The organism is Dermacoccus sp. 147Ba (genome assembly GCF_004151355.1).
Taxonomy (GTDB): Bacteria; Actinomycetota; Actinomycetes; order Actinomycetales; family Dermatophilaceae; genus Dermacoccus; species Dermacoccus abyssi.
Map to the genome: position 1 here is coordinate 1 of NZ_SEHL01000010.1, position 16069 is coordinate 16069.

The following is a 16069-nucleotide window of genomic DNA, read 5'->3' on the forward strand; positions in this document are numbered from 1 at the left end:
GGCGAGCAGCACGATCGTGCCGACGATCGTCAGGGTGAGGGCGTAGGCGAGGAGCGTGAGCATCCCTGTGCCAGGGCCGGCGAACTGCGGCAGCACCGCGAGGTTGAACGCGAGCACCTTCGGGTTCGTGATGTTGCACAGGAATCCCTGACGGAACGAGCGGCGCGGGCTCCGCGGCGTCGCTTCCGGCGTCATGGCCCAGCCCTCGCCGCGCGCCTTGATGGCCGTACGCAGCGCCATGACGCCGAGATAAATGAGGTAGGCGACACCGAGCCAGCGGATCGTCTGGAACACAGGCTCCGAACGGGCGATGATCGCGCCCAGCCCCGCCGCGGCGAGGACGCCCTGGGTGGCACCGGCGACCCCGATGCCGAGCGTCGTCCACAGCCCTCGCGCGCGGCCACCGATGACGGTGTTGCGCAGCGTGAGGAACGTGTCCGGGCCCGGTGCCACCGCAATGGCCGTCGCGAACGCGACGAAGCTGAGGAAGTGCGCCATGAACGGACTGTACGGCCGGCGTCACCGAATCCGCGCGTGCCTGCCACGCTGTGGGCGCGAGGCGGCGTTCCGCTGACGACGACGTCGAACAGGGTTACCCCGATGGGACGCGCCGATTCCCTCGGCTAGCAGAATCTAGTTATTGGTCTATCAACCTAAAGAAGCAGCGATCGACCTTTGGTGCAACGCAGCGCCGAAGCCGGGCCCGGGCGTCGGGGAAGGCGCTCACACGACGCGTCAGGAGCAGGCACATGACGAGGGGCCGCCTCCAGCAGGAAGCGACCCCTCAAGCGGAGCGACTGATGTCAGATGTCGCCGCGGGCGGCGCGACGCGAGCTGCGCGTCTCACCTTCGAGTGCCTCGGTGGACATGTGGCCCGACTCCTCGGCCTCGGTCCACGTGGCAGCGGTGCCCGGGCCACCTGCCGGCTCGGCCGTGCCGTCGCCCGCAGGGCGCACCATCGTGGTGTCATCGGCCTTGTTGAAGTCGGTGACGGGGTTGTTGATCGTCATCTCGTCCGAACGGTCAGCCTTGCTGTCCGCGATGGCAGCCTCGGAGAGCTGGGCGTTCTTGGCCTTCTTCTTCTGCTGGTCGGCGTACACGAGGTAGCCGGCACCGGCGAGGGCGGCCGCACCGACAACGATGAGGAAGCCACCCTTCTTCTTCTTGGGTGCGAGAGCCGGGGCGTAGCGCGCGACCTGCTCCTGCGCACCGTCGGGAAGCTGACCCACGACGTTGTGCGAGGCGGCGGTGCCGGCGGCAGCGGCCGTCGCGAGGATCTCCTTGAGGTGCGGGAGCAGCTCGTCCTTGTAGAAGTCGCGAGCGTTGTCGGCCGTGAGGCCCTTGTCCTCGGCGACCTGCTGGGCCTGGCCCTTCAGGGCAGCAGCCTTGTAGGCGACGTCCTGGCGCGTGTCGACGCCGAACTTCTTCGTCGCCTTCTTTTCCGCGCGCGATGCCTTGGCACCGAGGAAGCCCGCCAGAGCGGCAGCCTTCTTGTCGGCCTTCTTCTTTGTCTTCTCGGCGCGCTTGTCGGCCTGCTTCGCGAACTTGGACGACTTCTTGTCTGCCTTCTTCGCAGTCTTGCGGCCCTTCTTCTCGGCCTCGTCACGCGCGTCGGCAGCGGACTCGGCGACGTCGGCGATCTTCGCGGCGGCGACGGCCTTGGCCACGCTCACCTTGTCGGCGGCAGCCTCACGCTGGTCGGCAGTGGCGTCGGCAACCTTCTCGAGGTGCGGCGCAGCGGCTTCGCGGGCTTCCTCTGCCTTCTCCATGATGAAGTCGCGGGCCTCCTCGGCCTTCTCTGCGAGGGTGGGGACGATGTCCTTCTCGGTCTTCGCCTTGGCCTCAGCGGCCTTCGTCGAAGCCAGGTCGACCGCGGTGAGCGCAGCCTCCTTGGCCTTCTCGGTCTTGGTGGGTTCGTATTTCCACAGCACGGCTGTTCCTCTCCTGCGGGTGGATACTCTTCTGCCTCTCATCCTGCCTTGTTCGCTGCCCGCTTACCAACCGGTTCGGCAGGTCGGACGGTGGGGATGTCGGCCGGGCCCACCTCAAGGGACGGAGACGCCTGCCTCGTGACGCCCGGGCTTCCGCCGAGTGTGAACACCCGCGAGGCCGCCGTGCCCGTGTGCGTTTCACGTGGAACACTGGGTGTCATGATCGCGACACTGCACACCAACCACGGTGACATCAACATCAACCTCTTCCCGACCCAGGCGCCGAAGACCGTCGAGAACTTCGTCGGCCTCGCCAAGGGCACGAAGGAGTACAAGGACGACGCCGGCCGCACCAACCCGCAGCCGTTCTACGACGGCCTCACGTTCCACCGCATCATCCCGGGCTTCATGATCCAGGGCGGCTGCCCGCAGGGCATCGGCATCGGTGGCCCCGGCTACACGTTCGACGACGAGATCTCGCCCGAGCTGAACTTCAACTCGCCCTACATGCTCGCCATGGCCAACGCCGGTAAGCGCATGGGCAAGGGCACGAACGGCTCGCAGTTCTTCATCACGGTTGCCGACACGAGCTGGCTGCAGGGCAAGCACACGATCTTCGGCGAGGTGGCCGACGACGAGTCCAAGAAGGTCGTCGACGAGATCGCCGCCGTCCGCACGGGCGGCCAGGACAAGCCGGTCGAGCCGGTCGTCATCGAGAGCGTCACCATCTCCGAGTGATCGCATCCGTGCCCTCGCTCCGAACGGTGTGAGGGTGCGGGAGACAATCGTGTGGCCCCGTCGTTGTCATGACGACGGGGCCACACGCATGAGAAGGGCAGAGACGAGAACGATGAGCGTTCCGCTGGACAACGGTTCGTACGACGAGCAAGGGATCCCGGTGTGTCCGAGGCACCCGGAGGTCGCGGCCTACACGCGCTGCCAGCGCTGCGGACGTCCGGCGTGCACGCAGTGCCAGGTGCCGGCCTCGGTCGGGTTCCAGTGCGTCGACTGCGTCGCTGCCGAGCGCAAGGCGAACCCGATGCCGACGCAGCGGTCGGAGCTAGGCATGCCCGCCGCGCCCGGACGCCCGCTCGTGACCTTCGGCATCATCGGCATCTGCGTGGCCGTCTGGGTGGGCGAGCTAATGAGCTGGAGCTTCTTCGGCAACGTAGCTTTCATCGCCCTGGCAGCCCAGGACGAGCCGTGGCGCTACATCACGAGCGGCTTCGCGCACGACCGCAGCAACGTCATCCATCTGCTCTTCAACATGATGGCGCTGTACTTCATGGGGCAGTACCTCGAGCCGATGTTGGGCCGTCTCCGCTTCGCGGCCCTCTACCTCGTGGCGGTGCTCGGTGGGTCGGTCGGCTATCAACTGCTGACTTCGGCGCCCGTTCGGGGTGGCGACCTCTACGCGTCGGGATGGGCGACTCCGCTCGTCGGTGCGTCCGGTGGTGTGTTTGGCCTGTTCGTCGCCGTCATCGTGCTCAACCGGCACCTGGGGCGCGAGATCGGCCCGATGCTCACCCTCATCGCCATCAACGTCGTGCTGGGCTTCACGATGAGCAACGTGGCGTGGCAGGCACACCTCGGTGGCGCGATCGTCGGAGGCATCGCGGCCGGCCTGTTGTACGCCGTTCGCCGCCGCTCGACGGCGATCCAGCTCGGTCTGCTCGGTGGTCTTGCCGCGCTACTGTTCGCAGCTGCCTACGTCAGTTTCGCGATGGCCGACCTCAGCTGGATCCAGATCGTGCGCTGACACCAGGACGTCACGCCAAGAGGGCTTCGTCGAGTGTTCGATGAAGCCCTCTTGTGCTGTCTAAGTCAGGTGCAAGATGTGGGCAGAGTGATGCATCGTGCCGAACTCGGACAAGAACAGACGGCGAGGGGTTTCGTGGCTCCTGGACGCTCGACGAAGGTCTCCTTGCGGCCCGAGCTGTCCCGGAACGTGGCACGGTTGCCGTCGATGACGACCCAGCCGCGCTGATAGGGGTCGTCCCACCCCTTCGGCGTCCCGGCCTCGCTCGCGAGGGGGCCGCCCTCGCGGACGTACCAGGTGCCGTTGCTGTTGAGTTCGCGCACACCGCAGTGCGTGTAGAGCTTGAACGGCCCGGGCGACTCGCCGGGCGTCGCGTAGGTCCAGCCCGTCACCACGGCAGCCAGGCCCAGCGTGGCCACCGACGTCCGCTTCACATACCTCTGACCTGAGTGTGCGCCGCGATGCCGCCGCCGTCCAGAGGGCAGTTCGTCATCAGGACGGTTCCATGGCGTGGTGAACGCTCGCAGTTCGCCGCAACGTCGATGAGAACCTATCCACATCTCTCGCCTCAGCTCTAGATGGGGCAAGACAAACCGAGCAAGCGTCGTCCCCAGCTGTGGAAGACCCCGTCAACGTCGTCCGAAACCAGGGTTTTCCACAGTTTCCACAGGCATGGGTGTGGAGAAACCCGCGGAATGAGCGGCGTGTCGTGGGGCCGAGCCCGGTGAGTCACATGAGTTGTCCCCAGCTGACCTGCCCTTTTCCACCGGTGGACCACCGGTTTTCCACTGATCTTGACGCTTGTCCCCGGGCCATCCACGCGTTGTCCCCATGTTTGTCCACAGCTGTGGAAAACGACAGCCGTGTAATTACACACAGGCTGTGGATAACTCTGGGGAAAACATCCCACAACGTCGGATGCCCTCGACCCAACAGGGCCGAGGGCATCCGACGAAGTCGAAGGAGCGCTACTTCCAGCGCGTCATCATGATGAATCCCACCATGATGAAGGCGAAGCCGACGACGATGTTGATCGCATCGACGTTGGGGATCGGGTACGCGCCCGAACTGATGTAGTACGTCATGACCCACACGAGGCCGAGGAGCATGAGGCCGAGAGCGGTCGGCACCCACCACCTGGGGTTGAGGCCGCCTCCGGAGGCGGCGCGCGCAGCGGCGTCGGAGTTCTTACGGGCCACGGGGTACCCCTTCCGTGTCAGGCGTTCTGGAGGTGAGTCAACTAGGGTGAGAGCCTAGTTGACTCACTCGCCGGTACGCAGCATGAAGGAGGCGTCAGCGTGGCCGATTCGCCCAGCACTCCCGCGACCGACGCGCCGAATGACGCACCGAACGAAGCGCCCGGGGTCGAGCAGAACGAGGGTGTCCGGATGCCCTCGCGCCGCCGCGTGAAGCCCTGGCAGGTCGCCGTCCCGATCGTGACGCTCGTGGCCGGCCTCATGTTCGCCGTCAGTTCGCGTGCGGCCCACGGCACCGATCTGCGCTCGGGCAACACACAGCTCAGCGACGTCGTCGCCGGAGCCGACCGACGCGTCAAGGAGAAGCAGCAGTCCGTCGCAAGCCTGCGCCGTCAGGTCGAACAGGCGCAGAGCGCCGCCGCGAAGAAGGACGGACCAGCCGCCCAGGCGTCCAAGATCAACGCTCAGGCGTCGAAGGAGGAGGACCCGGCCGGTCTCGCGCCGCTGACGGGGCAGGCGATCACCGTCACCCTCGACGACAGCAAGAAGAGCGTCGACCAGCTGCCCGAAGACGGCACACCCGACTGGCTCGTCGTCCACCAGCAGGACGTGCAGGCCGTCGTCAACGCCCTGTGGCGCGCGGGCGCTCGCGGCATGATGCTCATGGATCAGCGCGTCGTCTCGACCAGCGCGGTGCGCTGCGTCGGCAACACCCTCATCCTTCAGGGTCGTGTCTACAGCCCACCGTTCACGATCAAGGCCATCGGCGACCCGGTGAAGCTCAAGGCAGCCCTCGACGACGACGAAGCGGTGAAGATCTACAAGCAGTACGTCGACCTCGTCGGGCTGGGCTACGACGTCAAGACGGAGCAGAACGCGTCCTTCCCCGCGTTCACCGGCTCGCTCTCCCTGAAGTACGCCCGGGCCCAGCGCTGACGGCGGCGCTGGGCCGTGCGAGATGGGCGCACCTAGACTGGTGGGCATGACCGACTCGCCGCGCATTCTCGTCGTCGACAACTACGACAGCTTCGTCTTCACGATCGTCGGCTACCTCCAGCAGTTGGGCGCCGAGACGACCGTCGTGCGCAACGACGCGATCAGCGCGGCCGACGGCGCCGATTTCGACGGCGTGCTCGTCTCGCCCGGTCCCGGCACCCCGGAGGACGCCGGCGTCAGTATGAAGATGATCGAGGCGTGCGGCGAGCGCAACCAGCCGATGCTCGGGGTGTGCCTCGGCCACCAGGCCCTCGGCGTCGTCACGGGCGCGACGGTGGGGCGTGCGCCGGAGTTGCTGCACGGCAAGACGTCCGAGGTCTTCCACGACGGCACGGGCGTGCTCGAGGGTCTCTCCGACCCGTTCACCGCCACGCGCTACCACTCGCTGACGATCGACCCGGCCACCGTCACCGACGAACTCGTCGTCAACGGTCGCACTGACACCGGAATCATCATGGCGGCCCATCACCGGGACCTGCCGTTGCACGGCGTGCAGTTCCACCCCGAGAGCGTCATGACGGTCGGTGGTCACCGCATGCTCGCCAACTGGCTGCGGATGTGCGGCTCCACGACGGCCGTCGAGGCGAGTCACGACATGGTGCCGCTCGTGCGCGCGAGCTGACCCGCCGTCGCCCGGCAACGCGACACCGACGTCGAAGGACCACCCCGGCCGAATCGGGGTGGCCCTTCGAGGTCTTCGTGACTAGTCGTCCTCGTTCGGCGGGCTCGCCGTGTTCGACGGCGTGAGCTCGGTCGTGTCACTCGGCGAACTCGGCGAACTCGGCTTGGTGCTCGAGGAGGTGGAACTGCTCGAGGAGCTGGAGCTCGACGACGAGGAGGACGGTGTCGACGTCGGTGAGGGCGTCGCCGTAACGGTGGCCTCGGGCTTCTGGCCGACCACGACGACCACGGCCGTGCCGTTGTCCACCTTCTTGCCCTGATCGGGCACGGAGATGACCTTGCCCTGCTTGGTCTCGTCGCCCGTGCGCTCGTAGGTCACGCTGATCGACAGGTGCGCCTTGTAGAGCGCCTGCGTCGCCTCGTCCTGGGTCTTGCCGACGAGGTCGGGCACGGTGACCTTGCCGCTGCTCGGGTAGAGCGTGATCTCGTTGCTCGCACCGAGCGTCGAACCGGCCTTGGGGTTGGTCTCGGCAACCTTGCCCGAGTCGACGCCGCTGTCGTCCTTCTTCTCCGAGGAGACCTTGATGCGGTCGGCGTCGATACCTGCGGAGATGAGGGTCTGGCGCGCTGTCGCGACCGAGTCGCCCACGACGTCGGGCACCTTCACGGAGTCCGGGCCCGTCGAGACGGTGAGCGTGACGGTGGAATTGCGGTCGGCCTTGGTGCCGCCCGGCGGGTCCTGCCCGACGACGGTGCCTTCGCTCTGGTCGGAGGACGTCTCCTTGCGCTCGACCGTGAAGTCCTGCGACAGAGTCGAGAAGGCCTGGTCGTAGGTCATGCCTTCGACCTTCGTCACCGTGACCTGGTCGGTGGTGCCGCTCGGGTTCATGAAGAGGTAGCCGATGCCGAGGATGGCGGCGAGGGCCGCGATGACGGCGAGAGCCCACAGACCGCCGCGCGAACGCTTCGGCTCGTGACGCTCGTCGAGTTCCGCCGTGTGGTCGGCGGCCGCGAGAGCTGCGCCGCGGCGCGTGTAGTTGACGACCTCCGTGCTGTCGCCTGCGGCCTGGGTACTCGCGAGGGCGGCCGCGGAGATCTCCTGGCCGGAGCGAGCCGCGAGCACGTCCGAACGGAACTCGCCGGCGCTCTGGTAGCGAGCGTCCCGCTTCTTCTCGAGCGAGTGCAGGACGACGGCGTCGAGCTCGGGTGACACCGAGTGCTCGTACAGCGACGGCGGCTGCGGCTGCTCACCGATGTGCTGGTAGACGAGGCTGACCGGCTCACCGACGAAGGGCGCACGCCCGGTGAGCAGCTCGAAGAGCACGCAACCGGCGGAGTACAGGTCGGTGCGCGGGTCGACGCTCTCGCCTTGGGCCTGCTCGGGGGAGAGGTAGCGGGCGGTACCGACGACGGCCTGGGCCGACGTCATCGTCGCGCCGACGTCGGCGAGGGCTCGCGCGATACCGAAGTCCATGACCTTAACGTTGCCGCCGCGCGTCACCATGACGTTTCCGGGCTTGATGTCGCGGTGGACGATGCCCTTGGAGTGGCTGTACTCGAGGGCCGACAGGATGCCCATCGTCACACGGCAGGCCTCGTCCGAGCTGAGCTTCTTCTCGTCGTTGAGGATCTCGCGCAGCGTCTGGCCGTCGACGTACTCCATGACGATGTAGGGGATGTCGACGGTGCCGCCGCCGGCCTCGACGAAGGTGTCTTCACCCGAGTCGTACACGGCCACGATGTTGGCGTGGTTGAGCCCGGCCGACGACTGCGCCTCGCGGCGGAAGCGCTGGAGGAAGGAGGGGTCGCGCGCGAGGTCGGAGCGCAGGATCTTGATGGCGACGGAGCGTCCGAGACGGGTGTCGTGGCCGGCGTGAACCTCGGCCATGCCACCGCGACCGATGAGCTCACCGACCTCGTAGCGCCCGCCGAGAATGCGTGGTGCCGTGCTCATGCGGTCTCCTCCTGAGATCTCGTCGGGGTGGTCGGTCGTCGGGTCGTTCGTGCGTGGTTCGCCGGTGGGTGGTTCGTCGCGGCGCTCGCGGCTGCGGTCTCCGTCATCGCACGGCCGCCTCGAAGATCTGGCGTGCAGCGGGTGCGGCGACGGAGCCGGCCAGGGCTTCGACGCCCTGGTCTCCGCCGTTCTCGAGGACGATGGCGAGGGCGATCTTCGGGTCGTTGGCGGGCGCGAAACCGGTGAACCACAGGTCGGCGGCGTTCTTCGTGTCGCCCTGCGCGGTACCCGTCTTGCCGGCGACCTGGACGCCGGGGACGGCGGCCTGCTTACCGGTGCCGTTGTTGACGACGGCTTCCATCATCTCGGTGAGGGAGTCGGCGGTCTGCCCGGAGATCGGCTTGGCGCGCACCTTCGGGTCGGTCGACTTGATGACGTCGAGGTCGGAGTCGACGACGTTCTTCACGAGGTACGGCTGCATCTGGTTGCCCCCGTTGGCGATGGTGGCGGAGATCATCGCGATCTGCAGCGGCGTGACACGCACGTCGTACTGGCCGATGGCCGACATCGCCGTCTGGGGCTCGTTGAGCTGGGTCGGGAACGTGCTGGGCGTGACCCGCATCGGCACGCGCATGACGTCACCGAAACCGAACTTCTTGGCCTGGGAGGCGAGCTTGTCCTGGCCCAGGTCCATGCCGAGCTGGGCGTAGGCGGTGTTGCAGCTGACCTCGAGGGCGTGCAGGAGCGACGTCTCGTCGTTGGGGCCGCACGCGCGCCCGTCGTCGTTCGGCAGGGAGTGCGTCGTCTGGGGCAGACGCAGGGTGGCCGGGCCGGGCAACGTCGAGGAGTTCGAGTAGTTGCCGGATTCGAGCGCGGCGGCCGAGGTGACGAGCTTGAAGGTCGAACCCGGCGGGTAGAGAGTGCCGCCGATGGTGCGGTTGACCATGGGCTGGTTCGCGGCCGCGTTCATCTGCGTCCACGTCTTCGTCACGGCCTCGGTGTCATGCGAGGCGAGGTTGTTCGGGTCGTAGGAGGGCGAGGTCACCATGGCGAGCACGGCGCCCGTCTTCGGGTCGAGCGCCACGACGGCGCCGCGGCGGTTGCCGAGGGCCTGCGCGGCGGCCTGCTGGATCTTGGGGTTGATCGTCAGCTCGAGGTTGGCGCCCTGCTTGGGCTTCCCGGTGACGACGTCGACGAGGCGGCGGTAGAACAGCGAGTCGCTCGTGCCCGTGAGCACTTCGTTCTCGGCACCTTCGAGGCCGCCGCCGTTGCCGTAGACGAGCGAGCTGTAGCCGGTGACGGGGGCGTAGAGGCTGCCGTTTGTGTACTGACGCTCGTAGACGTACTTGTCGTTCGACTTGCGGCTCGTGGCGATGGCCTTGCCGTCGACGAGGATCGAGCCGCGCTCGATCTTGTACCCGGCGTTGATGATGCGCGTGTTGCCCGGGCGGTTGTTGAGCGACTTGGCCTGCAGCACCTGGATGTAGCTCGCGGCGAGCAGGACGGAGCAGAACAGGGCTGCGACGACGAAGCCGAGACGTCGGATGGGCGTGTTCATCGAACCTTCACCACCTGGGTGTCGTCGCTTCCACGGGTCGGGTCGGTCTCGGCGACGCTCGGGCGCCGGGCCTGGTCGGAGATGCGCAGCAGCAGGGCGATGATGGCCCAGTTCGCGAGGAGCGAGCTACCACCGGCGGAGAGGAACGGTGTCGTCAGACCGGTGAGGGGGATGACGCGGGTGATGCCGCCGAGAACGACGAAGCACTGGAGGCACACGGAGAACGCGAGGCCGGTGGCGAGCAGCTTGCCGAAGCCGTCGCGGCAGGCGATGCCGATGCGCAGGCCGCGCTCGACGATGATGGCGAACAGCACGATCATCGCCATGATGCCGGCGAGACCGATCTCCTCACCGAAGCTCGACATGATGAAGTCGGAGTTCGCTTCGGAGTAGTTGAAGGTCGGGTAACCGCGGCCCAGGCCGGTGCCGGTGATGCCGCCGAACGCGAGGCCCATGAGGGAGCGCGCGACCTGGTCCGACTGGCCGGGCGTGAAGGGGTCGAGCCACAGCGCGACGCGGTTCTGGAAGTTCGCGAAGAGCAGGTAGGCCACGTAGCAGCCGGTGAAGAACAGGATGAGGCCGATGGCCACCCAGCTGCGCCGCTCGGTGGCGACGTAGAGCATCGCGACGAAGAGGCCGAAGAACAGCAGCGAGGTGCCGAGGTCCTTCTCGAAGACGAGGACGGCCAGGGACATGAGCCAGGCGAACATGATGGGGCCCATGTCGCGGGCACGCGGCAGGGGGAAGCCGAGGAAGCGCTTGCCGACGAGGGAGAGCGCGTCACGCGTCTGCACGAGGTAGCTGGCGAAGAAGATCGTCAGGAGGATCTTGGCGACCTCGCTCGGCTGGAAGCTGAGCGGGCCGATGTGGATCCAGATGCGGTTGCCGTTGATGTTCATACCGATGAACGGGAGCATCGGCATCATGAGCAGCGCGAGACCGGCTGCGGCGAACGTGAACGTGTAGCGACGCAGCTTGCGGTGATCGCGGATGAGGAACAGCAGCGTGATGGCGGCGCCAACGGCGATCGTCGACCACATGAGCTGACGCAGCGCGGCGCCCTCCATGATGTCGCGGCCGCGGGCGACGTCGATGCGGTGGATCATGACGAGGCCGAGGCCGTTGAGCAGCGTCGCCGTCGGCAGGAGGACGGGGTCGGCGTAGCTCGCGACGATGCGCACGACGAGGTGGAACACGAGCGCGAGAACTCCGAGACCGATGCCGAGGGTCATGATGTCCGCCGGCAGCGTGCCGTCGATGGCGAGGCCGACGCTGGCGTAGGCGAACAGCACGACGACGACCGCGAAGCCGAGGAGGAAGAGCTCGGTGCCGCGTTTCGTGCCGGAGGTGGTGCGGGTGAGGCCGAGACTCACTGCTTGCACTCGCTTCCGTTCGGTGAGGCGGCGAGGCACTTCACCATCTCCGCCCGGAGACGTTCGACGGTGGCCGCGGCTTCCGAGTCGCTGGAGGCCTCGAGGCCGGCCTTGACCTTGGTGCGCCAGAACTCGGGCAGGTCGGCCGTCGGGATGTCCGTCTTCTCCTCCACATGGCTGAGCTCGAGCGGGCCGAAGCCACCGTCGACGCCCTGGTGGATGGTGACTCGTCCGCCGGAATCCTTGACGAAGTACTGGCTCTGCGACCACGTCCAGCCCCAGATCGCGGCGACGGCGAGGGCCGCGAGGACGACCAGTGCGGCGATGGCGGCGTAGAACCGGGCGCGACGGCGGGGGCCGTCCTCGGCGAGCTGGGCGCCGCTGTGCTCCTCGATCTCCTCGTCCTCGTCGTCGGAAACTTCGCGCGAGAGAGCGCGGGCCTTCTCGGCGGGCGTCTGGTCGCGCACCGGCACGGCCTCGGTGACGCCGTGTGCAACGGCGGCGCCGACGACGGCGGGCTTGCTCGAGAGGTCGAGCTCGTCGCTGTCGGCGACCTCGCCGACGACGACGGTGACGTTGTCGAGCGTCGAGGCCTTGAGGGCGATTTCGATGAGTTCGTCGGCGACGCGGTCGATCGGCTTGCCGGAGGTGAAGATCTCCTCGATCGTGCGACCGCCGACGTAGTCCGACAGGCCGTCGGAGCACAGGAGGAAACGGTCGCCGATGCGGGCCTCGCGCAGCGAAAGGTCAGGAACGTCGTTCTCGCGGCCGGTGAGGACGCGGGTGACGAGGCTGCGCTGCGGGTGGTGGACGGCCTCGTCGGGGGTGATGCGGCCGGAGTCGAGCAGGCTCTGGACGAAGGAGTGGTCCTTCGTGATCTGCGTGAACTTGCCGTCACGCAGTTGGTAGGCGCGGCTGTCGCCGATGTTGGCCATGGCGAGCTGACGGCCGGCCTTCATGAGGACGATGAGCGTCGTGCCCATGCCTTCGCGGGTCGGGTCGGCGTCCATCTCGCTGCGCAGCTTCTCGTTGGCGAGGTGGATGCGGTCCGCGAGCTGGTCGAGGACGTCGTCCGCGCCGACGTCGTCACCGTCGAGGGGCACGATCTGGCCGACGACGGTGGAGCTGGCGATGTCACCGGCGGCGTGGCCGCCCATGCCGTCGGCGAGCACGAGCATTGTGTTGCTCGCGTAGCCGGAGTCCTCGTTGCGCTTCTTCGAGCCGAGGCCGACGTCGGAACGAGCGGCGAATCTCAGGGCGATGGGCATGGGGTCACTTCCTCAGCTCGAGGACGGTGCGGCCGATACGGATGCGGGTTCCCGCGTCGACGTGGACGTGCTCGCCGATGCGTTCGGCGCCGATGTACGTGCCGTTGGTGGAACCGAGGTCGTCGAGGTACCAGCCGTCGGCCTCGGGGTAGATGCGTGCGTGACGCCCGGAGGCGAAATCGTCGGACAGGACGAGAGAGCACTCGGGGTTGCGCCCGAGCAGGACGCCGGATTCGGTGAGCGGCAGTGTCGTGCCGCGCATGGCGCCCTCGATGACGGCCACGTGCGTCGGGCCCTTTTTCACGGCGCGCGGCGTCTTGGCGCCGCGCTCACGCGAGGAGGCGCGCGAGGCGCGTCCGCCACCGGTCTTCGCTCCGTAGAGGTCTCCGCGCAGGACGCCGACGACCGCGAACACGAAGAACCACAGGAGGGCGAGGAGGCCGATGCGGATGGCCGTCAGCGTCAGTTCGTTCACGTGCGGTCTCCCAGGTGGATCGTCATCGACGTGCGGCCCAGGGTGAGCCGGTCGCCGTCGTGGACGTGGGTGGAGTCGATGCGTTCACCGTTGACGTAGGTGCCGTTGGTGGAGGCGAGGTCGCGCGCGCTCATCACGAGGTGGGGGCCGTCGTGGGTAATGCGGATTTCGCTGTGGCTTCGGCTGACGCCCGGGTCGTCGATGATGATGTCGGCCTCGTCGTCGCGGCCCAGGACGGTGATGGCGCCCAGCAGCGGGTAACGCTGGCCGTCGATCTTGAGCCAGGGGCGCTCACGCGGCGAGACCGGGCGCGGCGGGCGTGCGCCGCCGCCGGCGGGGACGTGACGTGCCGTGGAGTCCTGCGGCTCCTCGGCCGGGGAGAAACCGGTGGGGTCGCCGTAGTCGTCATCGTCGTCCCACGCGAGGCCGCGGCCGGTGGCGCGGTTGTCGGGGTGGGCGTCGTCGAAGCCGTGGTGGTTGTCGTACCCGTTGTCGTCGTAGCGGTCGCCCGCGAAGCCGGCGTACGCGTTTTCATCGGAGTCGTGAGGAGCGCGCCCCTGACGGTCGTGCGCGTCGGCCGAATCCCACGAGTAGGCGCCGCCCAGGCTCGAGGGTGCGCGGTTCGTGTCAGCGTCGAAGGCGTCAGCACGCTCGTCGTGCGTGTCATAGTCACGGTCGCCTCGGATGTCCTCGTGCGGATCGTGCGGCCGACGCTCGCCCGAAGCGGGCTGGGCAGCGTCGTCGGGGGCATAACCGGTGAGGTAGTCCTTGATGCGCGAGCCGAAGCTGCGGCCGGCCGGCGCGGCGGCACCGGTGCCGGCGGTCGCTCCCGCAGCGGACGAACGTCCGGCCTCGCGAGGGGCGCGGGGCTCATGGTCATCGTGCGCGGGGGCCGCGGCGTGGACGTCGTGCGCGTCGTCTCGATGAGGACGCGGGCGAGCGTGCGCGCGCTGGTGAGCGAGCGCTTCGGCGGCCTTGGCGGTGGCGGGGCGTAGGCGGAAGACGCCGGTCTCGAGGTTGTCGGATTCCTGCAGGACGATGGTGAAGGGGCCGCCGGGCGAGTAGCGCTGTTCGTCGGCGTGCTCCTGGGCGCTCGCGATGAGTTCGTCGTCGAGCTCGTGACCCCAGGCCGAGAGGCGGTCGTAGTCGGTGGGGGAGAGCTCGATCGTGAAGAGGTTGGGCACGATGGGGCGCTTGCCGCGGCCGACGGAGGCTGCGCGGTCGTCCATGGCGCGGCGGATGCCGGAGGCGATCTCGACCGGCTGCACCTCGCTCTTGAAGGCGCGGGCGAAGGCGCCGTTGACACCTTGTTCGAGTTTGCTCTCGAGCTTGTCGAACAACCCCATGGGTGCCTCCTCGTTGTGTCGTGGCCGGCGTGGATGCCGGTGGGCCTCACGGCCTTCGACTCCCCTCGCGGCGCGGTGGTTCCGTCAGTGGGCGGCCTGTGCGTCGGTGGTGTGCGGGCAGCACGCCGGTCTGGTCGGGTGAACCAGGGATTCGATCGTAGCCGTCGGCCATGGGGAACCGCTGAATTCCTGCACTCCGCGCGTGCCTGTGCGCCTGCTGAGGAGCCGGTCTGACGCCCGGCTCGGCGGCCGGGGCGACGCGCGCCCCGCCGATTTGGCGAACCGTGTGGCGGTAGGGAATGATAGGTGAGCACTCGCGCGAGTGGCGGAACGGCAGACGCGCTGGCTTCAGGTGCCAGTGTCCGAAAGGGCGTGGGGGTTCAAATCCCCCCTCGCGCACGCGATTGTCAAACGGCATGCAAGCCCCCGAACCAGTAGGTTCGGGGGCTTTGTCGTGACTTGAGGTGTTTCGTGAGTCGTCGGAGGGATCTGAGGCACGACAAGGCGCGTCACCTTGAGCCGATGGGCGTGCTCGGGGAAGCTGTGGCGCGCGGGCGCCGGGACGACGTCTACGTCGCCGCCGCTTACGCCTGCGTCGCGGAGTACAAGCTCCGGTAGGTAGCTGGACTCACCCCGACATCCCGTTGAAAATGCCGACGTAGGGTGCTCGCGTCGCCGAATCCGCTGTGCCGGGCGACGGCGTCCATGGGCAGATCCGTTGTTTCCAGGAGGTGACGTGACGCAAGGACGCGCTGGCCCGAGAGCCACGCGTGGGGCGTGGCTCCCACCTCGTCGACGAACCAGCGCGCCAAGGTCCTCTCGGAAACCCCTGCCTGACGTGCCATCGACGCCACCGTGTGAGGCTCCTCGAGGGTTCGCCCGACCGCGTCGAGCAGCGCTCCCAGGCCGCCGCCGACTCGCGCCGGTATCGCCTTGTCGATGAACTGTTTCTGGCCGCCGTCACGGTGAGGTGCGACGACCATGCGACGGGCGATCTTGGTCGCGACAGAGCTGCCGTGTTCGAGGCGGACGAGGTGGAGACAGGCGTCGATTCCTGCCGCGGTCCCAGCGCCGGTGATGACGTTCCCGGCTTGGGCGTAGAGCAGCGAATCATCCACGTGGACGCGCGGAAATCGGTGTTGAAGATGGGCGGCGTATCGCCAGTGGGTCGCCGCTCGGTGCCCGTCGAGCAACCCGGCCCACGCCAACGCGTACGTTCCCGAGCACATGGACAGGACGTAGGCCCCACGCTCCGAAGCGGAACGCAAGGCATCCAGGACGTCATCTCCGGGTGGCTCGTCCATCGGGGAACTGGGAACGGCCACAAGGTCAGCGGTCGCCGCCCCGTCCAACGTGGATGCTCCGGAGAGCGAGATTCCCGGGACGGTGGCAGCAACCGCAGCGCCCTGCGACGTGCAGATCGTGAAGTCGAACGCCGGGACACCTTCTTCAGTGCGGTCCACCCCGAAGACCTCGACGAGCACGCCCAGCTCGAAGGCCGCTACGGGAGATTGGGCGATGACAGCCACCGAGCGAAGCACGTGGCCAGTGTGGCAGGTTTTGCGCGGACTGTGTCATTTATGCCACTCGTA

15 protein-coding genes and 1 tRNA gene are annotated in these 16069 nt (G+C 67.7%); 5 read left to right on the plus strand and 11 right to left on the minus strand.

The window, feature by feature from the left end:
• Together EVU97_RS12500 and EVU97_RS12505 are read right to left on the minus strand one after the other, a co-directional pair.
• Positions 1-498 (minus strand): LysE family translocator (locus EVU97_RS12500; RefSeq protein WP_129666278.1); only part of this gene is annotated, 498 nt, incomplete at its 3' end.
• A gap of 305 nt (positions 499-803) precedes the next feature.
• Positions 804-1931 (minus strand): hypothetical protein, encoded by a 1128-nt coding sequence (locus EVU97_RS12505; RefSeq protein WP_129666279.1) that lies wholly within the window; start codon positions 1929-1931, stop codon positions 804-806.
• 219 nt (positions 1932-2150) lie between these two features.
• Between EVU97_RS12505 and EVU97_RS12510 the strand changes: the two genes are divergently transcribed.
• Positions 2151-2669 (plus strand): peptidylprolyl isomerase, encoded by a 519-nt coding sequence (locus tag EVU97_RS12510; protein ID WP_118913920.1) that lies wholly within the window; start codon positions 2151-2153, stop codon positions 2667-2669.
• A 112-nt stretch (positions 2670-2781) separates the two neighbouring features.
• The gene (locus tag EVU97_RS12515) at positions 2782-3690 is read left to right on the plus strand and encodes a rhomboid family intramembrane serine protease (RefSeq protein WP_047310847.1); all 909 of its coding nucleotides are present in this window, start codon (positions 2782-2784) and stop codon (positions 3688-3690) included.
• Positions 3691-3755: 65 nt separating this feature from the next.
• Here the strand turns inward: EVU97_RS12515 and EVU97_RS12520 are convergent, their stop codons facing one another.
• Both EVU97_RS12520 and EVU97_RS12525 read right to left on the minus strand, forming a co-directional pair.
• The gene (locus tag EVU97_RS12520; RefSeq protein WP_129666281.1) at positions 3756-4124 is read right to left on the minus strand and encodes a hypothetical protein; all 369 of its coding nucleotides are present in this window, start codon (positions 4122-4124) and stop codon (positions 3756-3758) included.
• A gap of 534 nt (positions 4125-4658) precedes the next feature.
• Positions 4659-4889 (minus strand): cell division protein CrgA, encoded by a 231-nt coding sequence (locus tag EVU97_RS12525; RefSeq protein ID WP_047310846.1) that lies wholly within the window; start codon positions 4887-4889, stop codon positions 4659-4661.
• 99 nt (positions 4890-4988) lie between these two features.
• Here EVU97_RS12525 and EVU97_RS12530 point away from each other — a divergent pair, with 99 nt between their 5' ends.
• Together EVU97_RS12530 and EVU97_RS12535 are read left to right on the plus strand one after the other, a co-directional pair.
• Positions 4989-5822: a DUF881 domain-containing protein gene (locus EVU97_RS12530; protein ID WP_240730230.1), complete on the plus strand. Its 834-nt coding sequence runs from the start codon at positions 4989-4991 to the stop codon at positions 5820-5822.
• Positions 5823-5868: 46 nt separating this feature from the next.
• Positions 5869-6504, plus strand: coding sequence for an aminodeoxychorismate/anthranilate synthase component II (locus EVU97_RS12535; protein WP_047310845.1), 636 nt, complete (start codon positions 5869-5871; stop codon positions 6502-6504).
• Positions 6505-6585: 81 nt separating this feature from the next.
• Here the strand turns inward: EVU97_RS12535 and pknB are convergent, their stop codons facing one another.
• From pknB to EVU97_RS15295, 6 genes are all read right to left on the minus strand, one after another.
• On the minus strand, positions 6586-8457 hold the full coding sequence (pknB, locus tag EVU97_RS12540) for a Stk1 family PASTA domain-containing Ser/Thr kinase (protein WP_129666283.1): 1872 nt from the start codon (positions 8455-8457) through the stop codon (positions 6586-6588).
• A 103-nt stretch (positions 8458-8560) separates the two neighbouring features.
• Complete coding sequence (locus tag EVU97_RS12545; protein ID WP_118913907.1) at positions 8561-10015, minus strand: penicillin-binding protein 2; 1455 nt, start codon at positions 10013-10015, stop codon at positions 8561-8563.
• Complete coding sequence (locus tag EVU97_RS12550) at positions 10012-11397, minus strand: FtsW/RodA/SpoVE family cell cycle protein (RefSeq protein WP_240730231.1); 1386 nt, start codon at positions 11395-11397, stop codon at positions 10012-10014. Before EVU97_RS12550 ends, EVU97_RS12545 begins: the two co-directional genes overlap by 4 nt.
• Positions 11385-12656, minus strand: a complete 1272-nt coding sequence (locus tag EVU97_RS12555) for a PP2C family serine/threonine-protein phosphatase (RefSeq protein ID WP_129666285.1) — start codon at positions 12654-12656, stop codon at positions 11385-11387. Before EVU97_RS12555 ends, EVU97_RS12550 begins: the two co-directional genes overlap by 13 nt.
• A gap of 4 nt (positions 12657-12660) precedes the next feature.
• Positions 12661-13131: an FHA domain-containing protein gene (locus EVU97_RS12560; protein ID WP_118913903.1), complete on the minus strand. Its 471-nt coding sequence runs from the start codon at positions 13129-13131 to the stop codon at positions 12661-12663.
• Positions 13128-14477 (minus strand): DUF3662 and FHA domain-containing protein, encoded by a 1350-nt coding sequence (locus EVU97_RS15295; RefSeq protein WP_240730232.1) that lies wholly within the window; start codon positions 14475-14477, stop codon positions 13128-13130. The genes EVU97_RS12560 and EVU97_RS15295 overlap by 4 nt, the downstream gene beginning before the upstream one ends.
• A 316-nt stretch (positions 14478-14793) precedes the next feature.
• Here EVU97_RS15295 and EVU97_RS12575 point away from each other — a divergent pair.
• A tRNA-Leu gene (locus EVU97_RS12575) sits at positions 14794-14876 on the plus strand.
• 185 nt (positions 14877-15061) lie between these two features.
• Here EVU97_RS12575 and EVU97_RS12580 read toward each other — a convergent pair.
• Complete coding sequence (locus EVU97_RS12580) at positions 15062-16018, minus strand: helix-turn-helix domain-containing protein (RefSeq protein ID WP_129666287.1); 957 nt, start codon at positions 16016-16018, stop codon at positions 15062-15064.
• Between the last annotated feature and the right edge of the window lie 51 nt (positions 16019-16069).